This is a genomic window from Rathayibacter tanaceti, from assembly GCF_009834165.1.
Classification (GTDB): Bacteria; Actinomycetota; Actinomycetes; order Actinomycetales; family Microbacteriaceae; genus Rathayibacter; species Rathayibacter tanaceti.
The window spans coordinates 2,640,992-2,666,691 of record NZ_CP047186.1 but is presented as its reverse complement, the minus strand read 5'-3'; the positions used below and the strand labels follow the sequence as shown (position 1 = coordinate 2,666,691).

Genomic DNA, 25,700 nt, shown 5'->3' with positions numbered 1-25,700 from the left:
AGGCCATGACGTCCCCGACCACCCCCGCCGTCCGCGACAACGCCTCGGTCGCCGCCGCCGACCGCTCCCGCGTGTTCCACTCCTGGTCGGCGCAGGGTGCGCTGAACCCGCTGCCGATCGCGGGCGGGCTCGGCGCCGAGGTGTGGGATGTGGACGGCACCCGCTATCTCGACTTCTCGAGCCAGCTCGTGAACGTCACCATCGGCTATCAGCATCCCAAGGTCGTCGCCGCGATCCAGAAGCAGGCCGGCGTCCTCGCGACCATCGGCCCGGCCGCGGCGAACGAGACCAGGGCGGAGGCGGCGCGCCTGATCACCGAGCGGGCGCCTGACGGTTTCGAGAAGGTCTTCTTCACCAACGGAGGCGCGGACGCCAACGAGAACGCGATCCGCATGGCCCGCCTGTTCACGGGCCGCGACAAGGTCGTGTCGTTCTACCGCTCGTACCACGGCAACACCGGCGCGGCCATCGTCTCCACCGGCGACTGGCGGCGCGTCCCCAACGAGTTCGCACGCGGCCATGTGCACGCCTTCGGCCCCTACCTCTACCGCAGCGAGTTCTGGGCGGAGTCACCCGAGCAGGAGTGCGAGCGCGCTCTGCACCACCTCGAGCGTGTCGTGCAGGCCGAGGGGCCGGAGTCGATCGCGGCGTTCCTCCTCGAGACCATCCCCGGCACGGCGGGCGTGCTCACGCCTCCGCCCGGCTATCTCGCCGGCGTGCGCGAGATCGCCGACCGGTACGGGATCCAGCTGATCCTCGACGAGGTGATGGCCGGTTTCGGCCGCACGGGCGAGTGGTTCGCCTTCGACGCCTTCGACGTGCGCCCGGACCTGATCACCTTCGCGAAGGGCGTCAACTCCGGCTATGTGCCGATCGGCGGCGTCATCATCTCGGATCCGATCGCGCACCACTTCGACGAGCGCGTCTTCCCGGGCGGGCTCACCTATTCCGGCCACCCGCTCGCTGCGGCCAGCGTCGTCGCGACGCTCGAGGCGATGGCGGAGGAGGGCATCGTCGAGAACGCGCGGACCATCGGCTCCGAGCATCTCGCACCCGGCCTCGCTGCGCTTGAGGCGAAGCATGAGCTCGTCGGCGAGGTCCGCGGATCCGGAGTGTTCTGGGCTCTGGAGCTCGTGTCGGATCCCTCGACGCGAGAGCCGCTGCCGGTCGCGTCCGTCGCCCGCCTCAAGGCAGACCTGCTCGCGCGCGGCCTGCTGCCCTTCACCGCTGACAATCGGATCCACGTGGTCCCGCCGGCGGTCATCACCCCCGCCGAGGTCGTGCGCGGCCTAGCCCTGCTCGATGACGCGCTGACGGCGTTCGGCGGCTGACCGGCCCGCGCACCAGGGCTCCGGGTCCCCGTTCCCGGGACCCGCGCCGTCCCCGGGATTCGCGTCCCGCCCGCTACGCCACCGCGTGCAGCGCGAACGCCGTCACGAACCCCAGAACCGCGTACATCCCCGTCATCACGTCGTCGCGGTCGAACGCCTCCGGGATCATCGTGTTCGAGATCATCGCGAGGATCGCTCCTGCCGCCACCGTCGTCACGAAGGCGACGACCGCGCCCGGTGCCGACGCGAAGACGAGGAAGCCGACGAGCGCGGCGGTCAGCTTCGCGGGCACGCGCACGAGCCAGGCGAGCGCCGCGCCGATCAGGAGGGTGGCGCCGCCGGCAGCGCCGCTGACGAGAGCGAGGGTCCAGGGAGGCATCGGGCCACTCTCTCAGCCGGCCGCGTCGTCGGCCTCGGGCTTGACGGCGGCCACGGGATCGGGAGCGCGAGGCCGGTAGACCGAGGTGACCAGCACCACCGAGACGATCATGAGGAGGAACCATGACACCAGCTTCGAGGGCGAGACCACGTGCCAGCCGTCGAGTTGATCGGGGTAGAGCCAGGCGCCGGCAGACGTGGCGATGTTCTCGGCCAGCCAGATGAAGGTCGCGACGAGCGCGAATGCCACGAGCAACGGCATCCGGTGGCTGCCGCGGTGGACCCGGTAGACCATTGTGCTGCGGACCCACAGTGCGCCGACCGCTGCCACGAGCAGCCAGCGGGCGTCGGGCAGAGAGTGGTGGCTGAAGAAGTTGACGTAGATCAGCACCGCGACCACCCCGGTCAGCCAGCGCCTCGGCCAGCGCTCGAAGCGCAGATCGAAGAGGCGGTGGATCCGCACCATGTACGAGCCGACGGAGGCGTAGAGGAAGCCGCTGAACAGCGGCACGGCGCCCAGTCGCAGCACGCCGTCCGCCGCGTAGCTCCATGAGCCGACATCGGTCTTGAACAGCTCCATGCCGGTGCCGACCACGTGGAACAGCACGACCACCCAGAGCTCCCGACCGGTCTCGAGGCGCGTGGCGATCATCACGATCTGCAGTGCCACGGCGGCGAGCGTGAGCAGGTCGTTGCGCGCGAGTGCGGCGTCGTCCGGGTACCAGAGCCGCGCGGCGAGGATCACCGCGAGTAGCGCGGCTCCGAAGACGCAGGCCCACGCCTGCTTGGCCCCGAAGACGAGGAACTCGATCAGGGCTGCGCGCGCTCCCGAAGCGGGTCCGCGCGCGAGCAGCCTCCGCGCGGCGTCGTCGATCCGCTGCTCGACCGGCGTGAAGGCCCGCATCCGTCCTCGCTCCCTCTCGGAGCCGACGATGCTACCCGGTCGCTCCGGGCCCTCTCAGCCCGGGAGACGACGCCTTCGTCCCCCCTCGGATCGCTCTGGCAGAGCAGAGACGGCGGGAACGTCATTGTGCCGACGACTCGGATGCCCTCGAACCATCGCCGAGCGAGTAGTCGAAGCGGGCGCCGGCGGGCGGTGCCACGGGTCCACCCTTGCCTGCACATCCCGTGGGCAGGAGCGCCGCCGCGAGCGCTGCTCCCCATAAACTGGCGGAATGGCGGAGTTCAGCGCGAGTGTGTTCCAGAACGAGTTCCTCTCGGACGGCGCCACCGATGTGCACGCGATCGTGACGGTCACCGCCTCGGGCACCGGTGCTGCCGGCTCGGACGGTGCAGCCGCCGAGATCATCATCGTCGACTGCTCCGGCTCGATGACTGGAGAGAATCTGACCGCCGCCAAGCGCGCCGCCGCTGTGGCCGTCGACCAGATCCTCGACGGCACTTTCTTCGCCGTCATCGCCGGCTCCGAGCGAGCCGACCGCGCGTTCCCCTACCCCAACGCCTCCGTCTCGATGGTGCGCATGGAGGCGGGCGCCCGTGCCGCCGCCAAGGAGGCGATCGGCTTCCTCCAGGCCGACGGCGGCACCGCGATGGGCACCTGGCTCACACTCGCGCGCCAGCTCTTCGCGACTGTTCCGGAGGCGACGCAGCGGCACGCGATCCTCCTCACCGACGGCAAGAACGAGCACGAGTCGCGGATGCAGCTCGATGCCGCGATCCGCGCCGCGGGCGGCGAGTTCCAGTGCGACGTCCGCGGCGTCGGCTCGCGCTGGATCGTCGAGGAGGCGCGGACGATCGCGAGCGCGCTGCTGGGCACTGTGGGCCTGATCGCGAACCCGGCCGACATGGCCGCCGACTTCGAGTCGCTGATGCGCGCCTCGATGGGCCGCGGAGTCGCGAACGGCGAGCTGCGTGTCTGGACGCCGCAGGGCGCTCAGCTGCTGTTCGTCCGTCAGGTCGCGCCGAACCTCGAGGATTTGAGCGCACGCCGCACCGCGGTGAACCCGCTCACCGGCGCTTACCCCACCGGCGCGTGGGGCGACGAGTCCCGCGAGTACCACGTGGCGGTGCGCGTCGCGTCGAAGCCGGTCGGCGCGGAGCAGCTCGCCGCGCGGGTCCAGCTCAGCGTGCGTGACCAGGTGGTCGCCTCCGCTCTGGTGAAGGCCCGGTGGACCGACGACTCCGCCCTGACCGCCCGTATCGATCCCGCCGTCGCCCACTACACCGGGCAGACCGAGCTGGCCTCGGCGATCCAGGACGGGCTCGCGGCGAAGGCGGTCGGCGACGACGCGACCGCGACGGTCAAGCTCGGCCGCGCCGTGCAGCTCGCCGCCGTCACCGGCAACGACGAGGCCACCGCGAAGCTCCGCAAGGTGGTCGAGATCGACAACCCGAACGAGGGGACCGTGCGGCTCAAGCGCGGCGCCACCCGTCTGGACGAGATGGCGCTGGACACCGCGTCGACCAAGACCACCCGGGTGCGCAAGTGAGCTTCCGCTGCCCCGAGGGGCACACCTCGGCCTCCGGCGACTACTGCGACGTCTGCGGAGCGCCGATCGGTGCCCCGTCCTCGCCGCCTCCGGCCGCTGCTGCGCCGACCACCGCGATCCCGACGGGACCCTCGGTCTGCCCGCACTGCTCGTTCCCCAACGAGCCCGGCGCGCTGTTCTGCGAGAACTGCGGTTACGACTTCACCACCGGCTCCCTGCCCGAGGTGGACCCCTTCACGGAGTCGGGGGCCCTGCGCGTGCCGGGCGGGGCGGGCGGCTCCGCGACGGCGGCCGGCGATCCGGCCTCGCACCTGGGCGAGGCGCCGCGGCCGGGCGGAGACCCCGCCGCGGTCACCGAGCTGGTGCCGGAGCAGGAGGCGGGCTTCGACGTGCCCGTCGCCACGGCGCCTCCGGTGCCGTCGCCTCCCGCCGCGGCTGAGCCCCCGACCGAGGTGATCCCCTCGGTCGCCGGGTCGCCCGTCGCCGAGACGCTCGCTCCCGAGGCGCCCGCCGACCCGGACCGTCCGTGGATCGCCGAGCTCTGGGTCGACCCCGACTGGTACGCCGAGCAGCGCGCGGACGACCCGATGCCCTCTCCCGGACCTCCGGCGACCGTGGTACTCCGCGAGCGCTCGCTGCTGGTCGGCCGGCCCTCCGTCTCCCGCGGCATCTCGCCGCAGATCGACTGCGGCTCCGACTCCGGAGTCTCGCGCCGCCACTGCCAGCTGAGCACCGACGGCTACCGCTGGTGGGTCGAGGACCTGCAGTCGGCGAACGGCACCTACCTCGCGCAGGCCGGGGCCCCGATCCCGCAGACCCCGATCCCGGCGGGTCAGCGCCGCGAGGTCGAGGAGGGCGATCGGCTCTACGTGGGGGCCTGGACGCGCCTCGTTCTGCGGCCGGCGCTGCCCGGGGAGGCGTAGGGCCCGGGCCTGCCTGCCCTCCTTGCCGGTGACCCGCGAAGCCGTGACCGCGTTCGATCTGCGGCACTCCCGCGCCCTCTGCACGAGGATCTCCGACCTGCCGGACTCCGTGCGATCCGCAGGGGCCGAGGGCCCCCGTCAGCGCCCCGCCAGCGCCCCGAGCATCCAGGAGAGCGCCGCGATCGCGCCGACGCCGACGATGCTGGAGCCGATGATCACCGAGCGCCGCAGGCGCGCCGATCGCGACTCCGAGCCCACCGGCACCGAGCCGACGCCGCCGCGCAGCAGGTGCGCCACTTCGTCAGCCGTGGGCCGCACGGAGGGGTCGCGCGCGGTCATCGCCGCGAGCAGCGTCCGCCACTCCTCCGGCAGGGTGTCGGGGACTTTCGGGCTGCGGTGCAGCCGCGCGAGCGCCGCCTCGAGGACCGTGCCGGAGTACTCCCGGTGACCCGTCAGCGCCTCGAGGAGCACCAGCCCGAGCGAGAAGACGTCGCTCGCCCCGCTGATCGGCTCGCCGGCCACCTGCTCCGGGCTGACGAAGCTCGCCGTGCCGATGACGATGCCGTCGCTGGTGAGCCGTGAGCCGTCCATGAAGTGGGCGACGCCGAAGTCGGTCAGCTTGGCGGTGCGGTCGTAGCCGCTGGAGGCGACGTCGCTGACCAGGATGTTCGCGGGCTTCACATCGCGGTGGACGACGCCGCGCTCGTGCAGGTAGGCGAGCGCCTCGGCCAACTGCGTGCCGATCGCGGAGACCTCGTGTGCGGGAAGCGCGCCGGCATCCAGGCGCGCTTCCATCGTCGGGTCGGCGACGAGTTCCATCACGACGTAGCGGCGCACCTCTCCGCCGAAGTTGTGCAGGCCCGCGTCGAAGAGGTTCACGATGCCCGGATGCGCGAACGAGCTCAGCATCCGCACCTCGCGCTCCTGGCGCGCGACGTCCTCGGGGTTCGAGGCCTCTGCGCGGAACACCTTCACCGCGACGTCGCGCTGCACCGTCTCGTCGTGCGCGCGGTAGACCGAGCCCATGCCGCCCGAGCCGATCCGCTCGATGAGGTAGTAGCGCCCGGCGACCTTCTGCTTCGCGGCGTTGGCGGCGATCACACTCACGACGATCCCGCCTTCCGCTCGAACGGAGCGCCTGGAAGCGCACACGGTGGGCGCTTGCGACGACCGTACCCCGCGGGCGAGCCGTCCGCTCCGGCGGATCGGGGGATTGACGTGACCCGTCCCGAAAGGGGGGCGAAACCGACCGATCGGCGGGCTGCTGCCGGGCTGGGGGCGGCCGGACCGACTCGGCGAGGAGCCGCTGCCGACTCACCGCGTGCGCCTGTCTGGGAGCGGCCTCCCCGCGGACCCCGCTCCGCCGCCGCTCACCGCGACCGGCCGAGCATCCCTTCGAAGGTGCCGTCGAGTGCCCACGGGTCGGGAGCCGCGCCGGCGCGCGACGCCCTGCCTGCCGCCTCGGCCAGCTCTCGTCCGGCGCGGTCGATGCGGGAGGGGAGTGCCCGCCCGTCCTCCGTGGCTCCGCCCCAGTCGTCGGAGGCGGCGAACACGGTGGTCGAGAGCGGAGCCGCGTGCAGGTAGCTGAACAGCGGGCGCATCGCGTAGTCCACGGCGAGGGAGTGCCGGGGCGAGCCACCGGTGGCCGCGAGCAGCACGGGCAGACCGCGCAGCGCCTCCGTGTCGAGTACGTCGACGAACGATTTGAACAGGCCGCTGTAGCTGGTGGTGAAGATCGGCGTCACGGCGATCAACCCGTCGGCGCCGGCGACCGCGTCGAGCGCGGTCTGCAGCGCCGGGCTCGCGAAGCCGGTGAGGAGGTTGTTGGTGATGTCGTGCGCGAGGTCGCGCAGCTCGACGACGCTCCGCTCGACGGCGAAGCCCTGCTCGGCGAGGGCGCTCTCGGTCGCTGCGCTCAGGCGGTCGGCGAGCAGCCGGGTCGAGGACGGCTGGCTGAGGCCGGCCGACACGACGGCGATCCTGCGGGTGTCCATGCGGGTCTCCTGACTAAACGGTGACGGGCTCGGGCTGAGCGTCGCGCGCGGCCACGAGGGAGGAGTGGGTGGGGGCGTCGGGCACGTGCGACGGGCGGCCCTCGGCGAATCCGGCGCGCAGAGCGGGCAGGATCTCGCCGAGCATGTCCATCTGCTCGAGGACCGTCTTCAGCGGGAGTCCCGCGTGGTCCATCAGGAACAGCTGGCGCTGGTAGTCGCCGACGTACTCGCGGAAGCCCAGAGTGCGGTCGATGATCTCCTGCGGGGAGCCGACCGTGAGCGGGGTCTGCTCGGTGAACTCCTCGAGCGAGGGGCCGTGGCCGTAGACGGGCGCGTTGTCGAAGTAGGGGCGGAACTGGGCGACCGCATCCTGGGAGTTGCGGGCCAGGAAGATCTGGCCGCCGAGGCCGACGATGGCCTGGTCCGCGGACCCGTGCCCGTAGTGCTCGAAGCGCTGTCGGTAGAGCTGCACCATCTTCTGCGTGTGCGAGGCCGGCCAGAAGATGTGGTTCGAGAAGAAGCCGTCGCCGTAGTAGGCGGCCTGCTCGGCGATCTGCGGCGAGCGGATCGAGCCGTGCCAGACGAACGGAGCGACCCCGTCGAGCGGGCGCGGCGTCGACTGGAAGCCCTGGAGCGGCGTACGGAACTGCCCCTGCCAGTCGACGTACTCCTCCGTCCAGAGCCGGTGCAGCAGGTCGTAGTTCTCGATCGTCAGCTCGATGCCCTGGCGGATGTCCTTGCCGAACCACGGGTAGACCGGGCCGGTGTTGCCGCGGCCGAGCATCACGTCGACGCGGCCGCCGGCGAGGTGCTGGAGCATCGCGTAGTCCTCGGCGAGCTTCACCGGGTCGTTCGTGGTGATCAGTGCCATCGCGGTCGAGAGCTGGATGCGCTCGGTCTTCGCGGCGAGGTAGCCGAGAGTGGTGGTGGGGGAGGAGGACCAGAACGGCGGGTTGTGGTGCTCGCCCAGGGCGAAGACGTCGAGGCCGATCTCCTCGGCCTTCAGTGCGATCGCGAGGGTCGCCTGGATCTTCTCGGACTCCGACGGGGTCCGTCCGGTCGTGGGGTCGGTCGTGATGTCGCTCACCGTGAAGATGCCGAACTGCATCGGGCGCTCCTTCTGTCCTCCGGCCCCGCGGGGCCAGGTCCATGCGTTTGCATGTACATGGCGGTACAACCACGCGCGGCCGGATCTATTCCCGGCTCAGGTCCCGGCTCAGGGATGCGTCAGCGACGGGATGCGTGCGACACCATCCACGACGTCTCGGGCGAATCCAGTGGTCTCGTCGTCGAGGGCGACGAGAGTGTCGCGAGCATCCTCGAAGGCTCCGACCATGTCGTGACGAAGCCGACGGACTTCGTCGATGGCCCGACCGGCATCCACTCCGAGCTTGCGCGCCTCTGTGGCGAACCCTGTTTCCGACATGGCGTCGAAGCGGTACTCGCCATCCACCGACATCGCCGCCTGCGGAGGCTGTCCCCTGTCACCGAACCGCAACTGATCGTCGAGGTACGGAGCAATGGTGTTCAGGTCGTACAACGGGGCCAGTCGCACGCGAGATCCCTCGAGCATGATCGAATAATTCTTGATATGGGCGTCGGTACAGTATGCAACGCTGTTGAAAGCGACGCCACAGAAAAAGTCCCAGGCGATCACTGCTCTTTCTGCCTCATCGAGTGCCAGAGAATGCACAAGGGATGCTACAGCGGCGATACCGGGCCCGCCTTCTCTTCGCTGGTACTTCTTGGCGGGATCGGTCGACAAGGCCTGTCCCAGGTCCTCCTGATGCAATCGCCGAACGATTCCATCCGCCCCGTGCTCTCGGTCGTAGCGTTCCGAGACGAAGACGCGGTGTGGCCCGATCTGCTGCATCCAGAACGTGGCAGTGGTGAGGCCCAGGCTGCTCGCTGCTGTCGATGTCAGGTATTCGACGACGTCGACGCGCCTGAACCCGTCCGGTGGAACCGGCTTGAGGATGTGGGTCGTCGGCGTTGCACCCAGCGCACGGGCCCACTCTCCTTGATAGCGAACGAGCGCGATCTTGGGTTGTGCTCCGGGAAGCGAGAATCGCTGGTCGAGGCGCGCGTCCGGAGTCCCGTCTCGGTATTCGTCGAGGACCAGGCGAAGCTGTTCGGCGACGTCCTCGTCTTTCAGAGTCTTTCTCGCGTTCCGGTCGCCGTCCGTGCCGGTAGATGCTTCTCCGGGGGGAAGGAGCTGAACGGCTCCCGGGGCGTCGGATCCCGTATGCTCAAGAATGGCGAACGGATTTCTGGGATTGACGTCGAAACGTCGAGCAATGGCGCTTCGCGCCGCGTCGTTGTCCGGAATGAGCCCGGTGAGCCAGGGGAGCACTTTGCGCTTGTTGTGCCGCTCCACGGCTTTGCTCATCGATAACGAAAGGGGAGTGCTCAATGGGTCACTTCTGTAGTCTCTGTCGTAGACGAAGACTGTGTTCCCGGTGCTCTCCTGGAGGAATGTGCCAGCCTTTCTGCCGTCGAGGTAGGCGACGAGCTCACGCGCGGTGGGCATCGAGCGCTGTCTCTTCGAGGCCGTAGCCCAGTGCTCTGAGCACGTCGAGCACCGCACCGACACGCGCATTGGGATTACCTCGCTCGAACTCGTTCACCCACTTGCGGGAGAGCCCTGCGCGTCGAGCCAGCTCGGCCTGGCTGAGCCCGGCGTCCTCCCGCATCGAGACGACCAACTGCCGGAGGTCGTTGACTCCACTGAACATCTGCCATCTCCTTCTCGAGGGTAACCCTTCGGCTACTCGCAGTAGTGTAACCCATCAGTACCACCCTGACGTAACCGAACGTTCCCACCATCCAGGGTGATCGAACGGTTACAACCCGAGTGTCGGAGTGCCGCACGCGCGACCCGATGTGGTCGAGGCAGGCGTCTCGACGAGCCCGCCGCCGCCCGAAACATCCCCGCAATACGGCCCGCACTAGAGTCGTGCCATGGGTGACCTCTTCGACGGATACGGGTCCCAGAAGGTCGAGCGGCCCGCCGGGGGCGCCACTCCCTGGGACGAGATGTTCGCCGATGTCGCGGCGGCCGGCGGCCCCGACGGCGTCCGCGGCGCCTACCGCGACATCTACTCGTCGCTCGCGCGGATGACCCAGGAGGAGCTGCGCGGCAGGACCGACGCGCTCGCCTCCTCCTACCTCGCGCAGGGCGTCACCTTCGACTTCGCGGGGGAGGAGCGGCCCTTCCCGCTCGACGCAGTGCCCCGGGTCATCGAGCACACCGAGTGGAACGAGGTGCAGAGCGGCATCAAGCAGCGGGTCCGGGCCCTCGAGGCGTTCCTCGCCGATGTCTACGGTGCGCAGAACGCGGTCGCCGACGGAGTGATCCCGGCCGGCCTGATCTCGAGCTCGAGCCACTTCCACCGCCAGGCCGCGGGCATCGTCCCGGCCAACGGCGTGCGGATCCAGGTGTCCGGCATCGACCTGATCCGCGACGAGGTCGGCGGTTGGCGGGTCCTCGAGGACAACGTGCGGGTGCCGTCGGGAGTCTCCTACGTCATCTCGAACCGCCGGGTGATGGCGCAGACCCTTCCCGAGCTGTTCGTCTCGATGCGCGTGCGCCCGGTCGGCGACTACCCGAACCGGCTGCTGCAGGCCCTGCGTGCCTCCGCCCCCGAGGGCGTCGACGACCCGACCGTCGTCGTGCTCACGCCCGGCGTCTACAACTCCGCCTACTTCGAGCACACCCTGCTCGCCCGCCTGATGGGAGTCGAGCTGGTCGAGGGCCGAGACCTGTTCTGCACCGGCGGCAAGGTGTTCATGCGCACCACGTCCGGCCCCACGCGGGTCGACGTGATCTACCGCCGTGTCGACGACGAGTTCCTCGACCCGCTGCAGTTCCGCGCCGACTCGATGCTCGGCTCCCCGGGTCTGATGCTCGCGGCGAGGCTGGGCACCGTCACCATCGCGAACGCGGTCGGCAACGGCGTCGCCGACGACAAACTCGTCTACACCTACCTGCCCGATCTCATCCGCTACTACCTCTCGGAGGAGCCGGTGATCAAGAACGTCGACACCTGGCGCCTGGAGGACCCGGGGGCGCTCGAGGAGGTGCTCGACCGGCTCGACGAGCTCGTCGTCAAGCCGGTCGACGGCTCCGGCGGCAAGGGCCTGGTCGTCGGCCCCGCGGCCTCGGCCAAGGAGCTGGCCGAGCTGCGCTCGCGCCTCCAGGCCGATCCGCGGGGCTGGATCGCCCAGCCTGTCGTGCAGCTCTCGACCATCCCCACGCTCGTCGACGACGGGATGCGCCCGCGCCACGCCGATCTGCGGCCCTTCGCGGTCAACGACGGCACCGACGTCTGGGTGCTGCCAGGGGGCCTCACCCGGGTGGCGCTGCCGGAGGGCCAGCTGGTCGTCAATTCCTCGCAGGGCGGCGGCTCGAAGGACACCTGGGTGGTCGGTCTCGACGATCAGCGGCCCGAGCCCGAGTCGCGCGACATCCAGGCGCTCGTCGCCGAGCAGGCCGCGGTGACCAGCTCGATCCCGATCGTCTACCCGCTGAACCACACCCCCGACCACTCGCCGCAGGACGCACCGAGCACCGACCAGGACCAGCAGCAGCAGCAGGCGCGCGCGGTGGGGGAGGACGACTGATGCTCTCCAGGATCGCCGAGTCGCTCTTCTGGATCGGCCGCTACATCGAGCGCTCCGACGGCACCGCCCGCATCCTCGACGTGCACCTCCAGCTCCTGCTGGAGGACCCGTGGATCGACGAGGACACCGCCTGCCGCTCCCTCCTGTCGGTGATGGGCTCGACCCCGCCCGACGACCTGCGCGAGATCACCCGCGCCGACGTGCTGGCGATCCTCGCGATCGACCGCACGAACTCTGCCTCCATCGCCTACTCGCTCGGCGCCGCCCGCGAGAACGCCCGGCGGGCGCGCGAGATCGTCTCGACCGAGCTGTGGGAGTGCCTCAACACCACGCGCACCCGGATGCCGCGCCGCGTCTCGGGAGAGCGCGTCTCGGAGTTCTTCGGCTGGGTGCGCGAGCGTTCGGCGCTCGCCGTGGGGATCATCGAGTCGGCGACTTCGCGCGATGAGGCCTGGCAGTTCTTCACCCTCGGCCGCTCGATCGAGCGCGCCGACATGACGGCCCGACTGCTCGCCACCCGGTCGTTGACCGAGGCGAGCGGTCCCTCCTGGACCACGATCCTCCGCTCCTGCGGCGCCTACGAGGCCTACCTGCGCACCTACCGAGGAGTGCCGAGCGCGCGCAATGCGGCCGAGTTCCTCCTCCTCGACCGTCTGTTCCCGCGTTCGATCCTCTTCTCGGTCTCCCGGGCGGAGGCGTGCATGCGCGACATCGAGCCGCGCACCGGCCGCATCGGCCACTCGGGCGACGCGCAGCGCGTGCTCGGGCGGATCCGCAGCGAGCTGGAGTTCCGGCCCATCACCGACATCCTCGTGGACCTCCCGCGGCACATGGACAGCGTGCAGGAGGCGACCTCGGCCGCGTCCGAGGCGATCCGCCAGCGGTACTTCCCCACCAATGTCATGCCGAGCTGGATCGGGGAGGCGCTGTGAGCAGGCTGCGCATCAGGCACACCACGGGCTTCACCTACGCGGGCGATGTCGTCGCCTCCTACAACGAGGCGCGGATGCTGCCCGCCTCCTCCGACGGGCAGCTCGTGCTGTTCTCGAACCTCGACATCCGCCCGGTCACGTCCGTGCACGCCTACACCGACTACTGGGGGACCCGCGTCTCGTCGTTCGATGTGCTCGACGCGCACCGTGAGCTCTCGCTGACGGCGACGTCGCTCGTCGAGGTGCGGCCGAAGCAGCATCCCGACCACCCCTACGGCTGGGAGCAGCTGGTCGAGCAGGTCGAGACGCGCACCGAGTACGTGGAGCAGTCGAAGCAGACCCAGCGCACCGTGCCTCCGGAGGATCTCGCGGTCCTGGCCCGCTCGCTCGTCGACGAGGCGGCGGGCCCCTGCGAGGCCGCTCTCTCGATCGCCGAGACGATCGGCCGCGCGATGACCTACCGGCAGGGTGTCACCGGCGTGCACTCCACGGCGACGGAGTCGTGGACCGCGCGCGAGGGCGTCTGCCAGGACATCACCCACATCGTCCTCGGGGCGCTGCGCTCCGTCGGTATCCCTGCGCGCTACGTCTCGGGCTATCTGCACCCCCAACCGCTCGCCGAGATCGGCGAGACGGTGGTGGGCGAGTCGCACGCCTGGGTCGAGTGGTTCTGCGGAGGCACGTGGCGCGGCTACGACCCGACCAACCTGATCGACATCGGCGACCGCCATGTCATCGTCGGCCGCGGGCGCGACTACAACGACATCGCGCCTCTGCGCGGTGTGTTCGCGGGCCCGCGCTCGTCCAAGCTCTTCGTCCGCGTCGAGATCACGCGCGAGGCCTGAGCGCGCTCGGCGTCACCGCTCGCTGTCGGCGCCGCGACGGTTGTGCTCCGCGCCACGGCGTGGGGTACACGCTCGATCCTCGGCGAAGGCACTTGCTAGTGGTGCGTGTCGTAAATAGCTAGACGGTTTGTGGCTTGGGAGAGTTGGCGGCTTCGCTGCAGCACTCGACGCTGCGAAGGTGTGGCCCCTGCAGTGGTAGCGTGCTGAGATGCGTTCGAGGCTCGCGATCCTGGGACTGGGGATCACCGCCGTAGGAGTGATTCTTAGTTTTGGCTGGTCCATCTGGATCATCCGAGATGCGCTTCTGCTCTGGAGCTACTGTCCGGCGACGGCACTCGATGGTGCGCTTGAGCGCGTCGTGTGGTCGTTTGTCTGGATGACCGTCGCCGTCGGGGGCTCTGTGGTGATCGCCCGATTTGCGGATCGGAAGCTCGCTGGGTGGTTCGCGATCGCGTTCGTCGTCGTGGCACTCGTCCCGCTGGGAATCCTTTACTTCTTGGGATCCTCAGCGCTCACGCCCGATATCGCTGCGAGTTGGCTGTCGTGCGGTGTGACGGACGCCGTGGCGAATACACGGGCGTTGGCTCTGGCGCTGCCGGCTGTGGGTCTGGGAGGAGCGGGCGTCGCTCTGCTCATGCGGGCGAAGCGTCTGCGCCTTCTGGTTTCGCTGGTCGTCGGGCTGGCTGCGGTTGGCGGATGGATTATCTTCCTGCTCGCCGTGGTTCGTTCGTAGACGGCGACTATTGGCCAGGGCGCGCTGGATCACTCGAAGCGTGCGCGGGCCTTCATCGTTACGGACGGAACCCGCTTGTTCGTAGCGTCCTGTTCGCTAGGCTCCGGCCATCAGCTTCCTGGGGAAGGCCGGATGAAGGCGTACGTCGGCGTCGCGGACCTGGACTGGTATCGCCTGCTCCTCGCCACCGGCGCCCAGCACGATGAGGTCAACTTCTGGTTCCCGAGTCCCCGACAGGGCTTCAAGACGCTGGCGCCAGGCCACTCCTTCATCTTCAAGACTCACGTCGACCGCTCCCAGCCCGCGTTTAGCAATCGCATCGTTGGGGTCGGCCTGTTCTCTGGATTCGCCCGTATGCGAATCAGCGAAGTCTGGCATCTGCTTGGACGGCGAATGGCGTGGTGTCTCTCGAGCGGCTTCGGGAGCGGATTGAGCACTATTTTCGCCGTCCGACGGCCCGGTTCGAGGATCCGGAGATCGGCTGCGTCCTCCTCAACAGCATGGCCTTTTTCGCTGAGGATGAGACGTTGCTGGCGCAGGAGGATTTCGCGCCCCGTATTGTCCGTGGCCGTACCTACGATCTCGAGGAGATCGATGCTGGATGTTCGCGCCCCCTCGGCCATCGCGGCGTCGAAGGCCTGGAAGTCCTCTACCTCCTCGAGGGCGTCCATCATCCGCTCGTAGCGCTCGGGACTGACGACGACGGCCTCCGCTCGCCCTCGCCGTTCGACGATCACGGTCTCGGTATGGGAGCGCTCGACCACGTCCGAGAAGGTCGCGCGCGCATCCGTGACGGAGATGGTGACCGTGCGGCAACTGTACGATCTTCGTGGTTCTCCGTACAGATCCGCACGCTGTCAGGCGCGCGGACGGAGGACGGCCCGGTCTCCGGTGACGGCCTCGGCCGCCGCGAGCCGGGCGGCGCGGCGCAGGCGGAGGTGGAAGCCGAGGCCGATAGCGGCCGCCGCGATGCCGGAGGCCGCGCCCACCAGCATCGCCTGGCGCGGTCCGTAGGAGTTCGCGACCCAGCCGATCACGGGTGCGCCGATCGGAGTGCCGCCGACGAAGATCGCCATGTACAGCGCCATCACCCGGCCCCGCATCTCGGGGGCGGTCGAGAGTTGCACGTAGCCGTTGGCCGAGGTCATCAGCGTCTGCGCCGCCACTCCGACGAAGGGGAGCAGGATCGCGAACGCCCACACGGTCGGCATGACGCCGGCGAGGGCGAGCGCGACGCCGAAGGCGGCGGAGGCGCCGACGATGAGTCGGAGCCTCGGACGGTCGCGACGGGCCGAGAGCAGCGCACCCAGCACCGAGCCGACCGCGATCGCCGACGAGAGCAGACCGAACTCGCTCGCCCCCATGTCGAACACGACGGTCGCCATCGTCGAGGCGAAGATCGGGAAGTTGAGACCGAACGTGCCGATCAGGAAGACGATCACCAGCACCACCAGGATGTCCGGCCGCGTCGAGACGTAGCGGAACCCCTCCAGCAGCGCGCCCGGCCGGCGGGTCGCGCGCGGGGCGCTGCGCAGCTCGTCGCGGTGCAGCGCCCGGAGTGAGAGCAGCACGGCGAGGAAGCTCGCCGCGTTGAGGAGGAACACCCAGCCGGAGCCGATCGCGGCGATGAGCACTCCCGCGATGGCCGGCCCGATCATCCGCGCCGAGTTGAACGAGGCCGAGTTGAGCGAGACGGCGTTGCTGAGGTCGCGCTCCTCGACCAGGGCCGAGACGAAGGTCTGGCGCACGGGCGCATCGATCGCGGCGGCGAAGCCGAGGAGCAGGGCGAAGAGGTACACCATCCAGAGCTGCACGGCCCCGGTCACGACGATGAGGCCCAGGCCGAGCCCGAGCGCCCCCATCGCGCCCTGGGTGGCCATCAGCAGCGTGCGTCGGTCGAAGCGGTCGGCGATGAATCCGGAGAAGGGGACCATCAAGAGCTGCGGACCGAACTGCAGCGCCATCGTCACGCCGAGCGCGGTCGCGTCGTGGTCGGTGAGGTCGTTGATCACGATCCAGTCCTGGGCGGTGCGCTGCATCCAGGTGCCGATGTTCGAGACCGTCGCGCCGGCGAACCAGATCCGGTAGTTCGGCACCGCCAGGGAGCGGAACATCGCGCTCATCGGTCGGCCATCGCGCGCAGCACTGCCGCCGCGTCGTTCAGCAGGCGCAGGTCCTCGGGAGGGAGCTCAAGCAGGCGCGCCACCAGCCAGGCGTCGCGGCTGCGGCGGACGTCGAGCACCAGAGCGCCACCCTCCTCGGTGGCGCGGATGCGCGTCACACGTCCGTCGGCGGGGTCGGCGAGCCGCTCCACCAGGCCCTCGTCGACCAGGCAACCGACCGTGCGGGTCATCGAGGGCGGGCGGACCCGCTCCGCGTCGGCCAGCTCGCCCAGGGTCTTCGCGCCCTCGCGGTGCAGGAGGGCGAGCACGCTGAACTGCGGGTCGCTGAGCTCGTGATGGGCCTTCTCTTGGCGGAGCCGCCGCCCGAGGCGGCCGACCGCCACCCGCACCTCGCCCGCGAGGGATCTCAGGGGGAGGTCGGTCTGCGCTGATTCGGTCGGTGCTGATCCGGTCTGCGCTGATCCGGTCTGCGGAGTCTCGGTCGATGGCACATAGTTAGCCTAACAAAAGACCTGTCGCTCAGGCGGAGGACCGCGCAGTCAGCACCGCTCCGATGCTCGCGGCCACCACGAGTGCGATCCCGACTGCCTCGACGACGCTGAGCCGCTGTCCGAGCACCAGGAACCCCGAGAGCGCCGCCGCCCCGGGCGAGAGCGACATCAGGATCGAGAACGTGGAGGAGCGCAGCCGCCGCAGCGCCAGTAGTTCGAGCGCGTAGGGGACCGCGGAGGAGAGCACCGCCACCGCCAGTCCGAGCAGCAGCACCGGCGGCACCACGAGGGCCGGCCCGGCGGAGGCGATGCCGAACGGCAGCGAGACGACCGCTCCGGCCGCGAGCGCCAGCGCGAGCCCATCGATCCCCTGGAACCGCCCGCCGGTGCGCCCGGCGAACACGATGTACGCGGCCCAGAGCACGGCCGCCCCCAGCGCGAAGCCCACGCCCACCGGATCCATCGACGAGAAACCGCCCTGCGAGAGTGTGACCACACCCGCAAGGGCCAGCACGGCCCAGACGAGGCTCAAGAGGCTCCGTCCGGCGATCACCGAGAGCGTCAGGGGCCCCAGCACCTCCAGCGTCACCGCCGCTCCCTGCGGGATCCGTGCGATGGCCTCGTAGTAGCAGGCGTTCATCCCGCCGAGCGCCAGGCCGTAGGCGGCGACGGTCGCCCAGTCGCTCCGGCTGTGGCCGCGCAGCCGCGGACGGCACACCAGCAGCAGCACCACCGCCGAGAACACCAGGCGTAGCGTGACCGTGCCGATCGGCCCCGCGGCGGGGAACAGCAGCACGGCGAAGGAGGCGCCCACCTGCACGCTCGCGACCGAGCCGAGCACCAGGCCGATCGAGGCGGCGCTCGCCGACCGCTGCGCCCGGGGCACGTCGCTCAGCTGGAGCGTCGCTGGGTCTGCACGGGAGGGACGTTGTAGCCGAGCAGGCCCACGCCCGTCGCGTCCCAGCGCAGCGTCGTCAGAGCCACGTTGTCGACGACGGGGAAGGTGTGCCGGTACGTCTCGGGGTTGATGCCGAGGTAGGCGCAGAGCAGCAGTCGGATCAGGGTGCCGTGCGCGACGACGAGGACACGGCCCTCGGGGTGCTCGCGGTGAATGCGGGCGAGGGCGGTGTTGGCGCGCGCGACGGCGTCCAGGCCCGACTCGCCTCCGGGCATCGGCTGGATCGCGGGAGCGGCGACCCAGGCCCGATAGGCGTCGGGGAATCGCTCCTCCATCTCGGCGGTGGTGAGCCCCTCGCCCTGGCCGAAGTCGACCTCGACCAGCGCAGGGTCAGGCTGGAGTTCGAGGTGGGCGGCTCGGGCGGCGGGCACCGCCGTGCGCACCGCACGCACGAGCGTGGACGAGTACACGGCGTCGAGGTCGGCGTCCACGGCCCAGGAGGCGAGCGTTGCTGCCTGGTCCTGTCCGTGCGGAGTCAGGGCGATGTCGGAGGATCCGGCGAATCGGTTCTCGGAGTGCCAGACGGTCTCTCCGTGCCGGGCGAGGATGAGGGTCGTCACCCTTCGAGCCTAGCGACCGGCGGAGGCTGCTCCCGCCGCGGGCGCGGATCGATCAGGCGACGGGGACTTCGTAGTGGGCGTCGACCAGGACGGGGAGGTGGTCCGAGAGTCCCTGCGGCAGGGTCGAGACGCGCTCGATCCTCACAGCGTCGCTGATGGCGAAGTCGAAGTGGCCGCTGAAGTAGCGGTAGCGGGCGTAAGTGGGGGAGTCGCTGCGCGAGACGAGGTATCCGTTGCGGGTCATCCGGCGGTCGAGACCGCGGAAGAACCACGGGTAGTTGTAGTCGCCGACCATCAGCGAGGGGGTGTCGGGTGCGTACTCGCGCAGCCGGTTGAGTGCTTCGTCGATCTGCTTGCGGCGCAGGGCGTTGCCGGCCGAGAGCGGAGCGGCGTGGAACGACGAGACGACGATCGAGCCTCCGTCGCGGTCGTCGAGGCGCACGGCCAGCAGGCGCTCGTGCGCCGGCGACATGACGCGGTCGTGCATCGACTTGCTCAACTCGAAGGCGGCGCTGCCGGCCAGCTCGAATCGGGTCTGCGAGTAGTACACCGCCAGCCCGAGGCGGTTGCGGGCCGTCACCGAGGCGAGCCTGAGCTCGCCCACCTCCTGCGGGAGCTTCGTGGTGTCGCACTCCTGGAGGCAGAGGACGTCGACGTCGTGGCGGGCGGCGAGCGGAGCGATCTCGACGTGCGCGCGGTGCTCCCGGAGGTTGTAGGAGATCACCCGGAGGGCGCGTTCATTCGACTGCATTGCGCCAGTGTAGGGCTGAGCGGACGAGCGTCGAACGACGGCCGGGCGAACACGGAGGGACCTCCTCGGTACGCGGTCGGCGGGTGCGCCGAGCGGCCGGGGAGGCCCCTGAGCAGGGAGTCTCAGCGCTGCTCGGTGCCGGACGCGTCGGTCTCGGCGTCGGTGCCGTGGACGCCGTCGGTGGGGCCCCAGTCCGGCAGTGGCGGGTTCTGCTCCTCGCCGTCGGCGCCGACCCCGTCGGCCAGGGCGTCGGAGGCTCCGCCCACCTCGTCGAGGCCGGCGGCGGTGCCGGTCTCGGTGGCGGGGTCTGGCGTGCGTTCTGCTCCTTCTGCGGTGTCCTCGGACAGGGTGGGCTCGGTGTCGTCGTCGAAGCTGCTCATACTGTCCACGCTAGGTCGGGCAGCTCGCGAGGGCACCCCCTTGCGCGCGGGCGCGGAGGAGGAAGCGGGACGGCGAAGGCCCCCGCTCCTGACCGGAGCGGGGGCCTTCGCAGCGCTGTACTCAGCGGCCGTACGCCGAGGCGGCCGGGCAGTCGAACGGATCGCCGCCGGCCGAGAGGCCGACGCGGTTCAGGTAGCGGACGACGATGCCGTACGACTCGAGGAGCGAGGTCTCGGTGTAGGGGATCTGGTGGGTGGAGCAGTACTCCTTCGCGATGACCTGCGCGCGGCGCAGGGCCGGGCGGGGCATGTTCGGGAAGAGGTGGTGCTCGACCTGGTAGTTGAGGCCGCCCATGTAGAGGTCGGTGAGCCAGTTGCTCTTGATGCTGCGCGAGGTGAGGACCTGGCGGCGCAGGAAGTCGACGCGCGCCTCCTTGGGCAGCAGCGGCATGCCCTTGTGGTTCGGGGCGAACGAGGCGCCCATGTAGAGGCCGAAGACGCCCATCTGCACGCCAAGGAAGGCGAACGCCATGCCCAGCGGCAGTGCCCAGAAGATCACGGCGAGGTAGAGGCCGACGCGGGCGACGAGCATCGAGATCTCCACCCACCGCTTGTCGACCTTGCCGCGGCCGAAGACGGTGCGGAAGCCGTGGATGTGCAGGTTGATGCCCTCGAGTAGGAGGAGCGGGAAGAAGGCGTAGCCCTGGCGCCGGGTCAGCCAGGCGTACAGGCCTCGCGAGCGGGCGGCGTCCTCGCTGGTGAACGAGATGACGTCGCGCTCGATGTCCGGGTCCTTGCCGAGGACGTTGGGGTTCGCGTGGTGGCGGCTGTGCTTGGTCATCCACCACGAGTAGCTGATGCCGACGAAGAGGTTGGCGAGGGTGCGCCCCGCGACGTCGTTGGCCTTGCCGGACTCGAAGACCTGGCGGTGCGAGGCCTCGTGCGCGAGGAAGGCGAACTGCGTCAGCACGATGCCCAGCGCGGCGGCGAGCAGGAGCTGGAACCAGGAGTCGCCGAGCAGGACGAAGCCGGTCACGATGCCGCCGAGCGCGAGGAGGAGCGCACCGAACATGGCGTAGTAGAAGCCGGTTCGTCGGCGGAGGAGGCCTGCGTCGCGGACGGTGCTCAGCAGGCCGGAGTACTCGGTCGTCGGGTTGATGCGGCCGTCGGCGCGGGGGCGGGTCCGGACGACGCGCGGTGCGCCGGTACCGGTGGTGGTGGGAGTGCTCATCGGCGCCTCGCTCTTCGTGGTGACCGTCTGCAGCGGCGGTCTCTCGGCGAGCGATCCCGACGGGGGCGGTCCGCTCATGGTTCACCACGTCGGTAGTGGCCGGACGTGGCATAGGGGTGACCGGGGTCAGGGGCAACCTTGTCTGAACACTACGGGGCGGTGGCCGACAGCGCATCCGGATGATTGCCAGCCTTCGTTCGCGGCACGCCACGCGGCGCGCGTGTGCCTCCGACGGGGGCCCACCGGAGGCACACGGGGCTCACGAGCCGATCGAGTCCTGCGGGCGGCCCGACTTCAGGGCGGCGAGGCGCGCCTCCACCTCGGTCAGCTCGCCGAGGTCCTCCAGCGACTCGAACTGGGCGTCCAGGCTCGAGGAGGCGAGCTCTTCTGCGCCGCGGACGCGCGCCTCCTCGCGACGGATCTTCTGCTCGAAGCGGCTCACCTCGCTGGTCGGGTCCATGAGGTCGATGCTCTTCACGGCGTCCTGGACCTGGCTCTGCGCTTCGACAGTCTTCGCGCGGGCGATCAGCTCGTCGCGCTTGCTCGAGAGCTGCTGCAGCTTCTCGCGCATCTGGTTCAGGCCCGACTTGAGCTTGTCGACGACCTCGGTCTGCGAGGCGATCGTCGGCTCGGCGTCCTTCGCCTCCTTCTCGGACTGGATCTGGCGCTGGAGCGCGACCTTCGCGAGCGCGTCGAACTTGTCGGCGTCGGCGGCACTGCCGGAGGAGCGCAGCTCGTCGGCCTTGCGGCTCGCGGCGAGCGCCTTGCCGCCCCACTCCTCGGCGTTCTGCACGTCCTCGCGGTAGTCGTCCTCGAGCAGGCGCAGATTGCCGATCGTGGTCGCGATGGCGGCCTCCGCGTCGCGGATGCTCTCGGTGTAGTCGCGGACCATCTGGTCGAGCATCTTCTGCGGGTCCTCCGCCTGGTCGAGGAGCGCATTGATGTTGGCCTTCGCGAGTTGCGCGATGCGGCCGAAGATCGACTGTCTCTGAGCCATGGTGTCTCTCCTTGCATGGTCGGTGGTGCGGGTGTCGGAGGTGGTGCGGAGTCGTGGGGCTGCGGGGTCGGTGGGGCCCGGGGAGCGGGGCAGTGCGGTGCGCTGCGGTGACGGGTCAGAAGCGGCCGCCGCCGCCGCGACGGCCGCCGCCGCCGAACCCGCCCCCTCCCGAGCGACGGCCGCCGCCGCCGAAGCCGCCACTGAAGCCGCCACCGCCGAAGCCGCCCGAGCGGTAGCCGGAGCGGCGACCACCACTGAGCAGCGACTCGACCAGGATCCCGCCGAGGAAGGCCCCGGCGGTATCGCCTCCGAAGGGGCTGCCGGCCGCGGTCGGGGCGGAGTAGGCGCCGGCGTCGGCGCGAGCGGAGTCGAGCGCCTGCTGCGCGAGAGCGGAGGCGCGCTGCGCGGAGCTGAGCGCCTCCCTCGGGTCGGTGGCGGCGAGCTGCGCGGCGTACTCGGCCGAGCGCGCAGCCTCGGCGACACGGGTGCGTGCCTGAGAACCGACTGCGCCGCGTCGTGCGGCGATGAAGTCCTCGGCGGCCGCGACCCGGCTGCGGGCGGAGGCGAGCTCGGCGCCGAGTGCCGCGCGCTCGCGATCGCGCTGGGCCTGCGCGTCGCGGAACCCGCCCACGGCGGCGTCGATGCCCGCGTCGGCCGCCGTCAGGGCCTCGAGCAGGCCGAGCGGGTCGTTCGGCCTGCTCGAGGCGGCCCGCTCGACCTCCGCCAGCGCGACCTCGGTCGACGCGACTGCAGCGGTGACGTTCTGCGCCTGGGCCTGCGACTCCGGGTCGTTCGAGGCGGCGAGCGCCCGGCCCTGCGCCACGTCGGCGCGGATCTCGGCGATCCGTCCGGCGAGCGCGGCCTCCGCCCGCTGCAGATCGGACGCGCGCGCGGCGACCGCCGCGACGAGGCCAGAGGCCTGCTCTGCGGCCTGCTGGCCGGCCCGCAGGAGCACGGCGGCCCGTCCGGAGTCGCCGCTCTGCACGGCCTGCTGGGCGGCGGCGAGCTGGTCACGGGCGAAGCGGAGGCGGTCCTCGGCCTGGTCGGCGTCGTCGCTCACGTCGTCGATCGCGCTGGGCGCGTAACGGGTGGCCAGCTCCGCCAGCAGCGCGCGGGTCGGAGCGAGGCGCTCGCCGAGTTCGGCGACGCGGGTCGTGAGCGCAGCGGCCACCGCCGGCGCGTTCTTCTCGAGGTCGCGCAGCTCCTCGAACGCGCTCGCGCGCTCGTCGAGCGTCTGCTCGGCGTCGTCGCAGAGCTGCAGGATGCGCTGGTAGCCGCCTCGGCGCTCCTCATCGGTCTCGGGCTCGGCGTCGTCGAGCCGCTGCTGCAGGGTGAAGGCCTCGCCCAGCATCCGCTTGGCCGTGACGAGCGCCTCGCGGAACGGACCTGTGGTCTCGTCGCCGAACTGCGCCTGGGCGAAGCCCACCTCCTGCTCGCTGGTACGGACGGCGTCGTCGGCGTGCACGAGGGCCGAGCCGGCCCGGGTGGCGAGTTCGTCGAGGGAGGCCTCCGCCTCCTCCGCGGCGCGTCGCCGACGCGAGCGGCGTACGAGGAGCCAGATCACGACGCCGGCGACGGCGAGCCCGACGAGCACGACGAGCGCGATCAGGAGGCCGGAGCCGATCGTCGCGGCGGCGCTCGGCGCGTCGAGGCGCTGACCGATCCCGTCGGCCGCGGCGACGGCGGCTCCCGACCAGTCGCCGGCCACGAGGCGCGGCTCGATGTCGTCCGTCTGGAGCGACGACACCTGTCCCTCGTCGAGGGCGACGCTGTCGGCGACCGACAGCTGGTACTGGCGTCCGTCCACAGCCACGGCGAGCAGGACGTCGTCGGTGCCCAGGCCGTTCAGCGTCGCCGTGCGCTCCGCCCACGCGGTGCGGTCCGCCGGATCGCTGAAGGTGTCGACGAAGGCGACGAACAGCTGCACGCCGTGCGCGTCGTAGAGCTCGCTCGCAGCCTGCTCGACCTCCGCGGTCTCGGCGGTGCTCAGAGCGCCCACGGTGTCGAGCACGGGCGAGGAGGAGAACGAGACGGGCGGCTCCGCCACGGCCGCGGTCGCCGGGACCAGCGCGAGCGCTGCGGCGGCCAGCAGGGCCACGAGCGTCGGCACGAGCCGGGACCTCGCGGGGTGGTGGGGTCTCGCCGGCATCGCGCACACTCCTTCGTCGTCGCCTCCCGAGTGTAGACAGCCCGGGCGCCGTCGAGCGGGCCCGGGGCGGGCACGTGCCGAACCCGCAGAGCGGCCGGACACCGTCGAGCGGGATGGGAGAACGCCGGGAGGAGGAATGGTCGAGCACCGGCGACCGTTGCGATCGGGAGTGCGCGGCGTCTGCGCACGACGCTCCCTCCGAAGAAAGGCGATCCCGTGGATCCGTTCTCCCCCCTCACAGCCGGCGACCTCGACCTCCGCAACCGACTCGTGCTCGCGCCCATGACGCGCCTGCGCTCGGACGAGCAGGGCGTTCCAGGCCCGATCGTCGCCGAGTACTATGCGCAGCGCGCGAGCCTGGGTCTTCTCATCAGCGAGGGAGTGTTCCCGAGCGCCGAGTCGAAGGGCTACCAGGGTCAGCCGGGCATCGTGACCCCGGAGCAGGCCGAGGGCTGGCGCGCTGTGGCCGACGCTGTGCACGCCGCCGGTGGGCGCATCGTCATGCAGATCATGAACGCGGGCCGCGTCTCGCACACCGCCATCACGGGCACCGAACGGATCGTCGCTCCGAGCGCGATCGCCATCGACGGACAGGTCCGCACGCCGGGCGGTATGCAGCCGTTCCCGGTTCCTCATGCCCTCACCACGCAGGAGCTCGCGACGATCCGCGACGAGTTCGTCGCGGCAGCGTGCCTCGCGGTCGACGCCGGGTTCGACGGTGTCGAGGTGCACTCCGCCAACGGCTACCTGCTGCACGAGTTCCTCTCGCCCGCCTCGAACGTGCGCACCGACGCTTACGGCGGATCGCCGGCCGCCCGTGCCTCGTTCCCGATCGAGGTGACCCGCGCGATCGCCGACGAGATCGGAGCCGGCCGCGTCGGGATCCGCGTCTCGCCCAGCCACAACATCCAGGACGTGCTCGAGACCGACGCGGACGATGTGCGCGCCACCTACGAGGCTCTCATCGACGGGCTCGCCCCTCTCGGGCTCGCCTACCTCAGCGTGCTGCACGCCGAGCCGGCGGGCGAGTTCGTGCAGGACCTCCGCTCCCGCTTCGGCGGCGTCCTCGTCGCCAACAGCGGCTTCGGCTCGCCGACCAGCCGCGAGGAGGCGACCTCGCTGATCGCGGACGGCCACGCCGACGCGGTCGCCGTCGGGCGTCCGGCCATCGCCAACCCCGACCTGGCCGAGCGCTGGCAGGGCGGGCACCCCGAGAACGAGGTCGTGCAGGCGACGGTGTACGGCGGCGGGGCCGAGGGCTACACCGACTACGAGCGCCTCTCGGCCTAGGCGTTCGCCGGAGACGCGGAAGGCCCGCTCCCTCCATGGGGAGCGGGCCTTCCGCCGGGGGCCGGCTCAGTCCTCGCCGGCGCTTCTGAGCTCCGCCTCGATGTCCTCGGTCTGCTCGGACGAGAGTTCGACCTCATCGGGTTCCGCCGCCTCGCCGCGGCGGCCCTCGCCGAGGGCGCGGATCGAGGCGAGTTCGTCGCCGAGCGTCGGGTCGTCGCCGGGGCCGCTCACGATCCGGTCTCGATCTCCCCGGCCGAGACGGCCTCCGCGTACTTGCGGAGGTCGGGTCCGGGTTCGAAGTCGATGAAACGGTCCTTCAGCCGGGAGTTCAGCTCGGCGAAGACGTCCTCCCAGGGCTCGCCCCTGCTGCTCCCGGCGAGGTCGAGCACGGCCTCCCGGAGGACCCGGTCGGAGTCCTCGAGGATCTTGTCGCGGGCTTCGTCGTTCCAGCGGATCTCCTGTGCGTCCATGCTCCGACCGTAGGTGCGGTGGTGCGGCGACCGCAGGGACTTGCGGAGCAGCTGCGGGAGGCGTAGGCGGCAGTGCGACGAGGTCCTCCTG

The 25,700-nt window shown here is 70.7% G+C and carries 27 protein-coding genes; 8 read left to right on the top strand and 19 right to left on the bottom strand.

Annotation, left to right across the window (positions count from 1 at the left end):
• Positions 1 to 5 precede the first annotated feature (5 nt).
• Entirely contained in the window at positions 6 to 1,331 is a 1,326-nt protein-coding gene (locus GSU10_RS12580) for an aspartate aminotransferase family protein (protein ID WP_068212384.1), read from the top strand.
• A gap of 73 nt (positions 1,332 to 1,404) precedes the next feature.
• On the opposite strand, the gene GSU10_RS12575 is transcribed toward GSU10_RS12580, so the two are convergent.
• Both GSU10_RS12575 and GSU10_RS12570 read right to left on the bottom strand, forming a co-directional pair.
• Positions 1,405 to 1,710 carry a hypothetical protein gene (locus tag GSU10_RS12575; protein WP_068212383.1) on the bottom strand — a complete coding sequence of 102 codons (306 nt, stop codon included), beginning with the start codon at positions 1,708 to 1,710 and terminating at the stop codon, positions 1,405 to 1,407.
• A 12-nt stretch (positions 1,711 to 1,722) separates the two neighbouring features.
• A complete protein-coding gene (locus GSU10_RS12570) occupies positions 1,723 to 2,613 on the bottom strand; it encodes a DUF817 domain-containing protein (RefSeq protein ID WP_068212382.1) in 891 nt (296 codons plus the stop codon).
• 271 nt (positions 2,614 to 2,884) lie between these two features.
• Between GSU10_RS12570 and GSU10_RS12565 the strand changes: the two genes are divergently transcribed.
• Together GSU10_RS12565 and GSU10_RS12560 are read left to right on the top strand one after the other, a co-directional pair.
• The gene (locus GSU10_RS12565) at positions 2,885 to 4,159 is read left to right on the top strand and encodes a VWA domain-containing protein (RefSeq protein WP_068212381.1); all 1,275 of its coding nucleotides are present in this window, start codon (positions 2,885 to 2,887) and stop codon (positions 4,157 to 4,159) included.
• On the top strand, positions 4,156 to 5,082 hold the full coding sequence (locus tag GSU10_RS12560; protein WP_132505532.1) for an FHA domain-containing protein: 927 nt from the start codon (positions 4,156 to 4,158) through the stop codon (positions 5,080 to 5,082). Before GSU10_RS12565 ends, GSU10_RS12560 begins: the two co-directional genes overlap by 4 nt.
• Before the next feature lie 138 nt (positions 5,083 to 5,220).
• Here GSU10_RS12560 and GSU10_RS12555 read toward each other — a convergent pair whose 3' ends face one another.
• The 5 genes from GSU10_RS12555 to GSU10_RS12535 form a co-directional block, all read right to left on the bottom strand.
• Positions 5,221 to 6,189, bottom strand: coding sequence for a serine/threonine-protein kinase (locus tag GSU10_RS12555; protein WP_068212380.1), 969 nt, complete (start codon positions 6,187 to 6,189; stop codon positions 5,221 to 5,223).
• Between the two features lie 263 nt (positions 6,190 to 6,452).
• Positions 6,453 to 7,076 carry an FMN reductase gene (locus GSU10_RS12550; protein WP_132505529.1) on the bottom strand — a complete coding sequence of 208 codons (624 nt, stop codon included), beginning with the start codon at positions 7,074 to 7,076 and terminating at the stop codon, positions 6,453 to 6,455.
• A 13-nt stretch (positions 7,077 to 7,089) separates the two neighbouring features.
• Complete coding sequence (locus GSU10_RS12545; RefSeq protein WP_068211754.1) at positions 7,090 to 8,184, bottom strand: LLM class flavin-dependent oxidoreductase; 1,095 nt, start codon at positions 8,182 to 8,184, stop codon at positions 7,090 to 7,092.
• 108 nt (positions 8,185 to 8,292) lie between these two features.
• Positions 8,293 to 9,606: a HipA domain-containing protein gene (locus GSU10_RS12540; protein ID WP_158286131.1), complete on the bottom strand. Its 1,314-nt coding sequence runs from the start codon at positions 9,604 to 9,606 to the stop codon at positions 8,293 to 8,295.
• Positions 9,590 to 9,811, bottom strand: coding sequence for a helix-turn-helix domain-containing protein (locus tag GSU10_RS12535; RefSeq protein WP_068211759.1), 222 nt, complete (start codon positions 9,809 to 9,811; stop codon positions 9,590 to 9,592). The genes GSU10_RS12540 and GSU10_RS12535 overlap by 17 nt, the downstream gene beginning before the upstream one ends.
• A 226-nt stretch (positions 9,812 to 10,037) precedes the next feature.
• On the opposite strand from GSU10_RS12535, the gene GSU10_RS12530 reads away from it, so the two are divergent.
• The 4 genes from GSU10_RS12530 to GSU10_RS12515 all read left to right on the top strand — a co-directional run bounded on the left by GSU10_RS12530 (position 10,038) and on the right by GSU10_RS12515 (position 14,209).
• Positions 10,038 to 11,699 (top strand): circularly permuted type 2 ATP-grasp protein, encoded by a 1,662-nt coding sequence (locus GSU10_RS12530; RefSeq protein ID WP_068211761.1) that lies wholly within the window; start codon positions 10,038 to 10,040, stop codon positions 11,697 to 11,699.
• Complete coding sequence (locus tag GSU10_RS12525; protein ID WP_068211763.1) at positions 11,699 to 12,631, top strand: alpha-E domain-containing protein; 933 nt, start codon at positions 11,699 to 11,701, stop codon at positions 12,629 to 12,631. The genes GSU10_RS12530 and GSU10_RS12525 overlap by 1 nt, the downstream gene beginning before the upstream one ends.
• Complete coding sequence (locus GSU10_RS12520; protein ID WP_068211765.1) at positions 12,628 to 13,476, top strand: transglutaminase family protein; 849 nt, start codon at positions 12,628 to 12,630, stop codon at positions 13,474 to 13,476. Before GSU10_RS12525 ends, GSU10_RS12520 begins: the two co-directional genes overlap by 4 nt.
• A gap of 208 nt (positions 13,477 to 13,684) precedes the next feature.
• Positions 13,685 to 14,209 carry a hypothetical protein gene (locus GSU10_RS12515; RefSeq protein ID WP_068211767.1) on the top strand — a complete coding sequence of 175 codons (525 nt, stop codon included), beginning with the start codon at positions 13,685 to 13,687 and terminating at the stop codon, positions 14,207 to 14,209.
• A 281-nt stretch (positions 14,210 to 14,490) separates the two neighbouring features.
• On the opposite strand, the gene GSU10_RS15330 is transcribed toward GSU10_RS12515, so the two are convergent.
• The 10 genes from GSU10_RS15330 to GSU10_RS12465 form a co-directional block, all read right to left on the bottom strand.
• Positions 14,491 to 14,973, bottom strand: coding sequence for a type II toxin-antitoxin system Phd/YefM family antitoxin (locus tag GSU10_RS15330; protein WP_068211769.1), 483 nt, complete (start codon positions 14,971 to 14,973; stop codon positions 14,491 to 14,493).
• Between the two features lie 93 nt (positions 14,974 to 15,066).
• Positions 15,067 to 16,332: an MFS transporter gene (locus GSU10_RS12505; RefSeq protein ID WP_132505524.1), complete on the bottom strand. Its 1,266-nt coding sequence runs from the start codon at positions 16,330 to 16,332 to the stop codon at positions 15,067 to 15,069.
• Complete coding sequence (locus tag GSU10_RS12500) at positions 16,329 to 16,823, bottom strand: MarR family winged helix-turn-helix transcriptional regulator (protein ID WP_241972929.1); 495 nt, start codon at positions 16,821 to 16,823, stop codon at positions 16,329 to 16,331. Before GSU10_RS12500 ends, GSU10_RS12505 begins: the two co-directional genes overlap by 4 nt.
• 28 nt (positions 16,824 to 16,851) lie before the next feature.
• Complete coding sequence (locus GSU10_RS12495; RefSeq protein ID WP_068211773.1) at positions 16,852 to 17,709, bottom strand: EamA family transporter; 858 nt, start codon at positions 17,707 to 17,709, stop codon at positions 16,852 to 16,854.
• A 5-nt stretch (positions 17,710 to 17,714) separates the two neighbouring features.
• Positions 17,715 to 18,341 (bottom strand): histidine phosphatase family protein, encoded by a 627-nt coding sequence (locus GSU10_RS12490; protein WP_068211774.1) that lies wholly within the window; start codon positions 18,339 to 18,341, stop codon positions 17,715 to 17,717.
• 52 nt (positions 18,342 to 18,393) lie between these two features.
• On the bottom strand, positions 18,394 to 19,092 hold the full coding sequence (locus GSU10_RS12485; RefSeq protein ID WP_068211775.1) for an endonuclease/exonuclease/phosphatase family protein: 699 nt from the start codon (positions 19,090 to 19,092) through the stop codon (positions 18,394 to 18,396).
• 122 nt (positions 19,093 to 19,214) lie between these two features.
• Entirely contained in the window at positions 19,215 to 19,472 is a 258-nt protein-coding gene (locus tag GSU10_RS12480) for a hypothetical protein (RefSeq protein ID WP_158286130.1), read from the bottom strand.
• Between the two features lie 121 nt (positions 19,473 to 19,593).
• Positions 19,594 to 20,703 carry a fatty acid desaturase family protein gene (locus GSU10_RS12475; protein WP_132505561.1) on the bottom strand — a complete coding sequence of 370 codons (1,110 nt, stop codon included), beginning with the start codon at positions 20,701 to 20,703 and terminating at the stop codon, positions 19,594 to 19,596.
• A gap of 259 nt (positions 20,704 to 20,962) precedes the next feature.
• Entirely contained in the window at positions 20,963 to 21,700 is a 738-nt protein-coding gene (locus GSU10_RS12470; protein WP_068211776.1) for a PspA/IM30 family protein, read from the bottom strand.
• A 115-nt stretch (positions 21,701 to 21,815) separates the two neighbouring features.
• Positions 21,816 to 23,849 carry a TPM domain-containing protein gene (locus GSU10_RS12465; protein ID WP_132505521.1) on the bottom strand — a complete coding sequence of 678 codons (2,034 nt, stop codon included), beginning with the start codon at positions 23,847 to 23,849 and terminating at the stop codon, positions 21,816 to 21,818.
• A gap of 216 nt (positions 23,850 to 24,065) precedes the next feature.
• Between GSU10_RS12465 and GSU10_RS12460 the strand changes: the two genes are divergently transcribed.
• Positions 24,066 to 25,139, top strand: coding sequence for an alkene reductase (locus tag GSU10_RS12460; protein WP_132505518.1), 1,074 nt, complete (start codon positions 24,066 to 24,068; stop codon positions 25,137 to 25,139).
• A gap of 66 nt (positions 25,140 to 25,205) precedes the next feature.
• Here GSU10_RS12460 and GSU10_RS12455 read toward each other — a convergent pair whose 3' ends face one another.
• Both GSU10_RS12455 and GSU10_RS12450 read right to left on the bottom strand, forming a co-directional pair.
• On the bottom strand, positions 25,206 to 25,370 hold the full coding sequence (locus GSU10_RS12455) for a hypothetical protein (RefSeq protein WP_158286129.1): 165 nt from the start codon (positions 25,368 to 25,370) through the stop codon (positions 25,206 to 25,208).
• Positions 25,367 to 25,609 (bottom strand): hypothetical protein, encoded by a 243-nt coding sequence (locus GSU10_RS12450; protein ID WP_068211949.1) that lies wholly within the window; start codon positions 25,607 to 25,609, stop codon positions 25,367 to 25,369. The genes GSU10_RS12455 and GSU10_RS12450 overlap by 4 nt, the downstream gene beginning before the upstream one ends.
• Between the last annotated feature and the right edge of the window lie 91 nt (positions 25,610 to 25,700).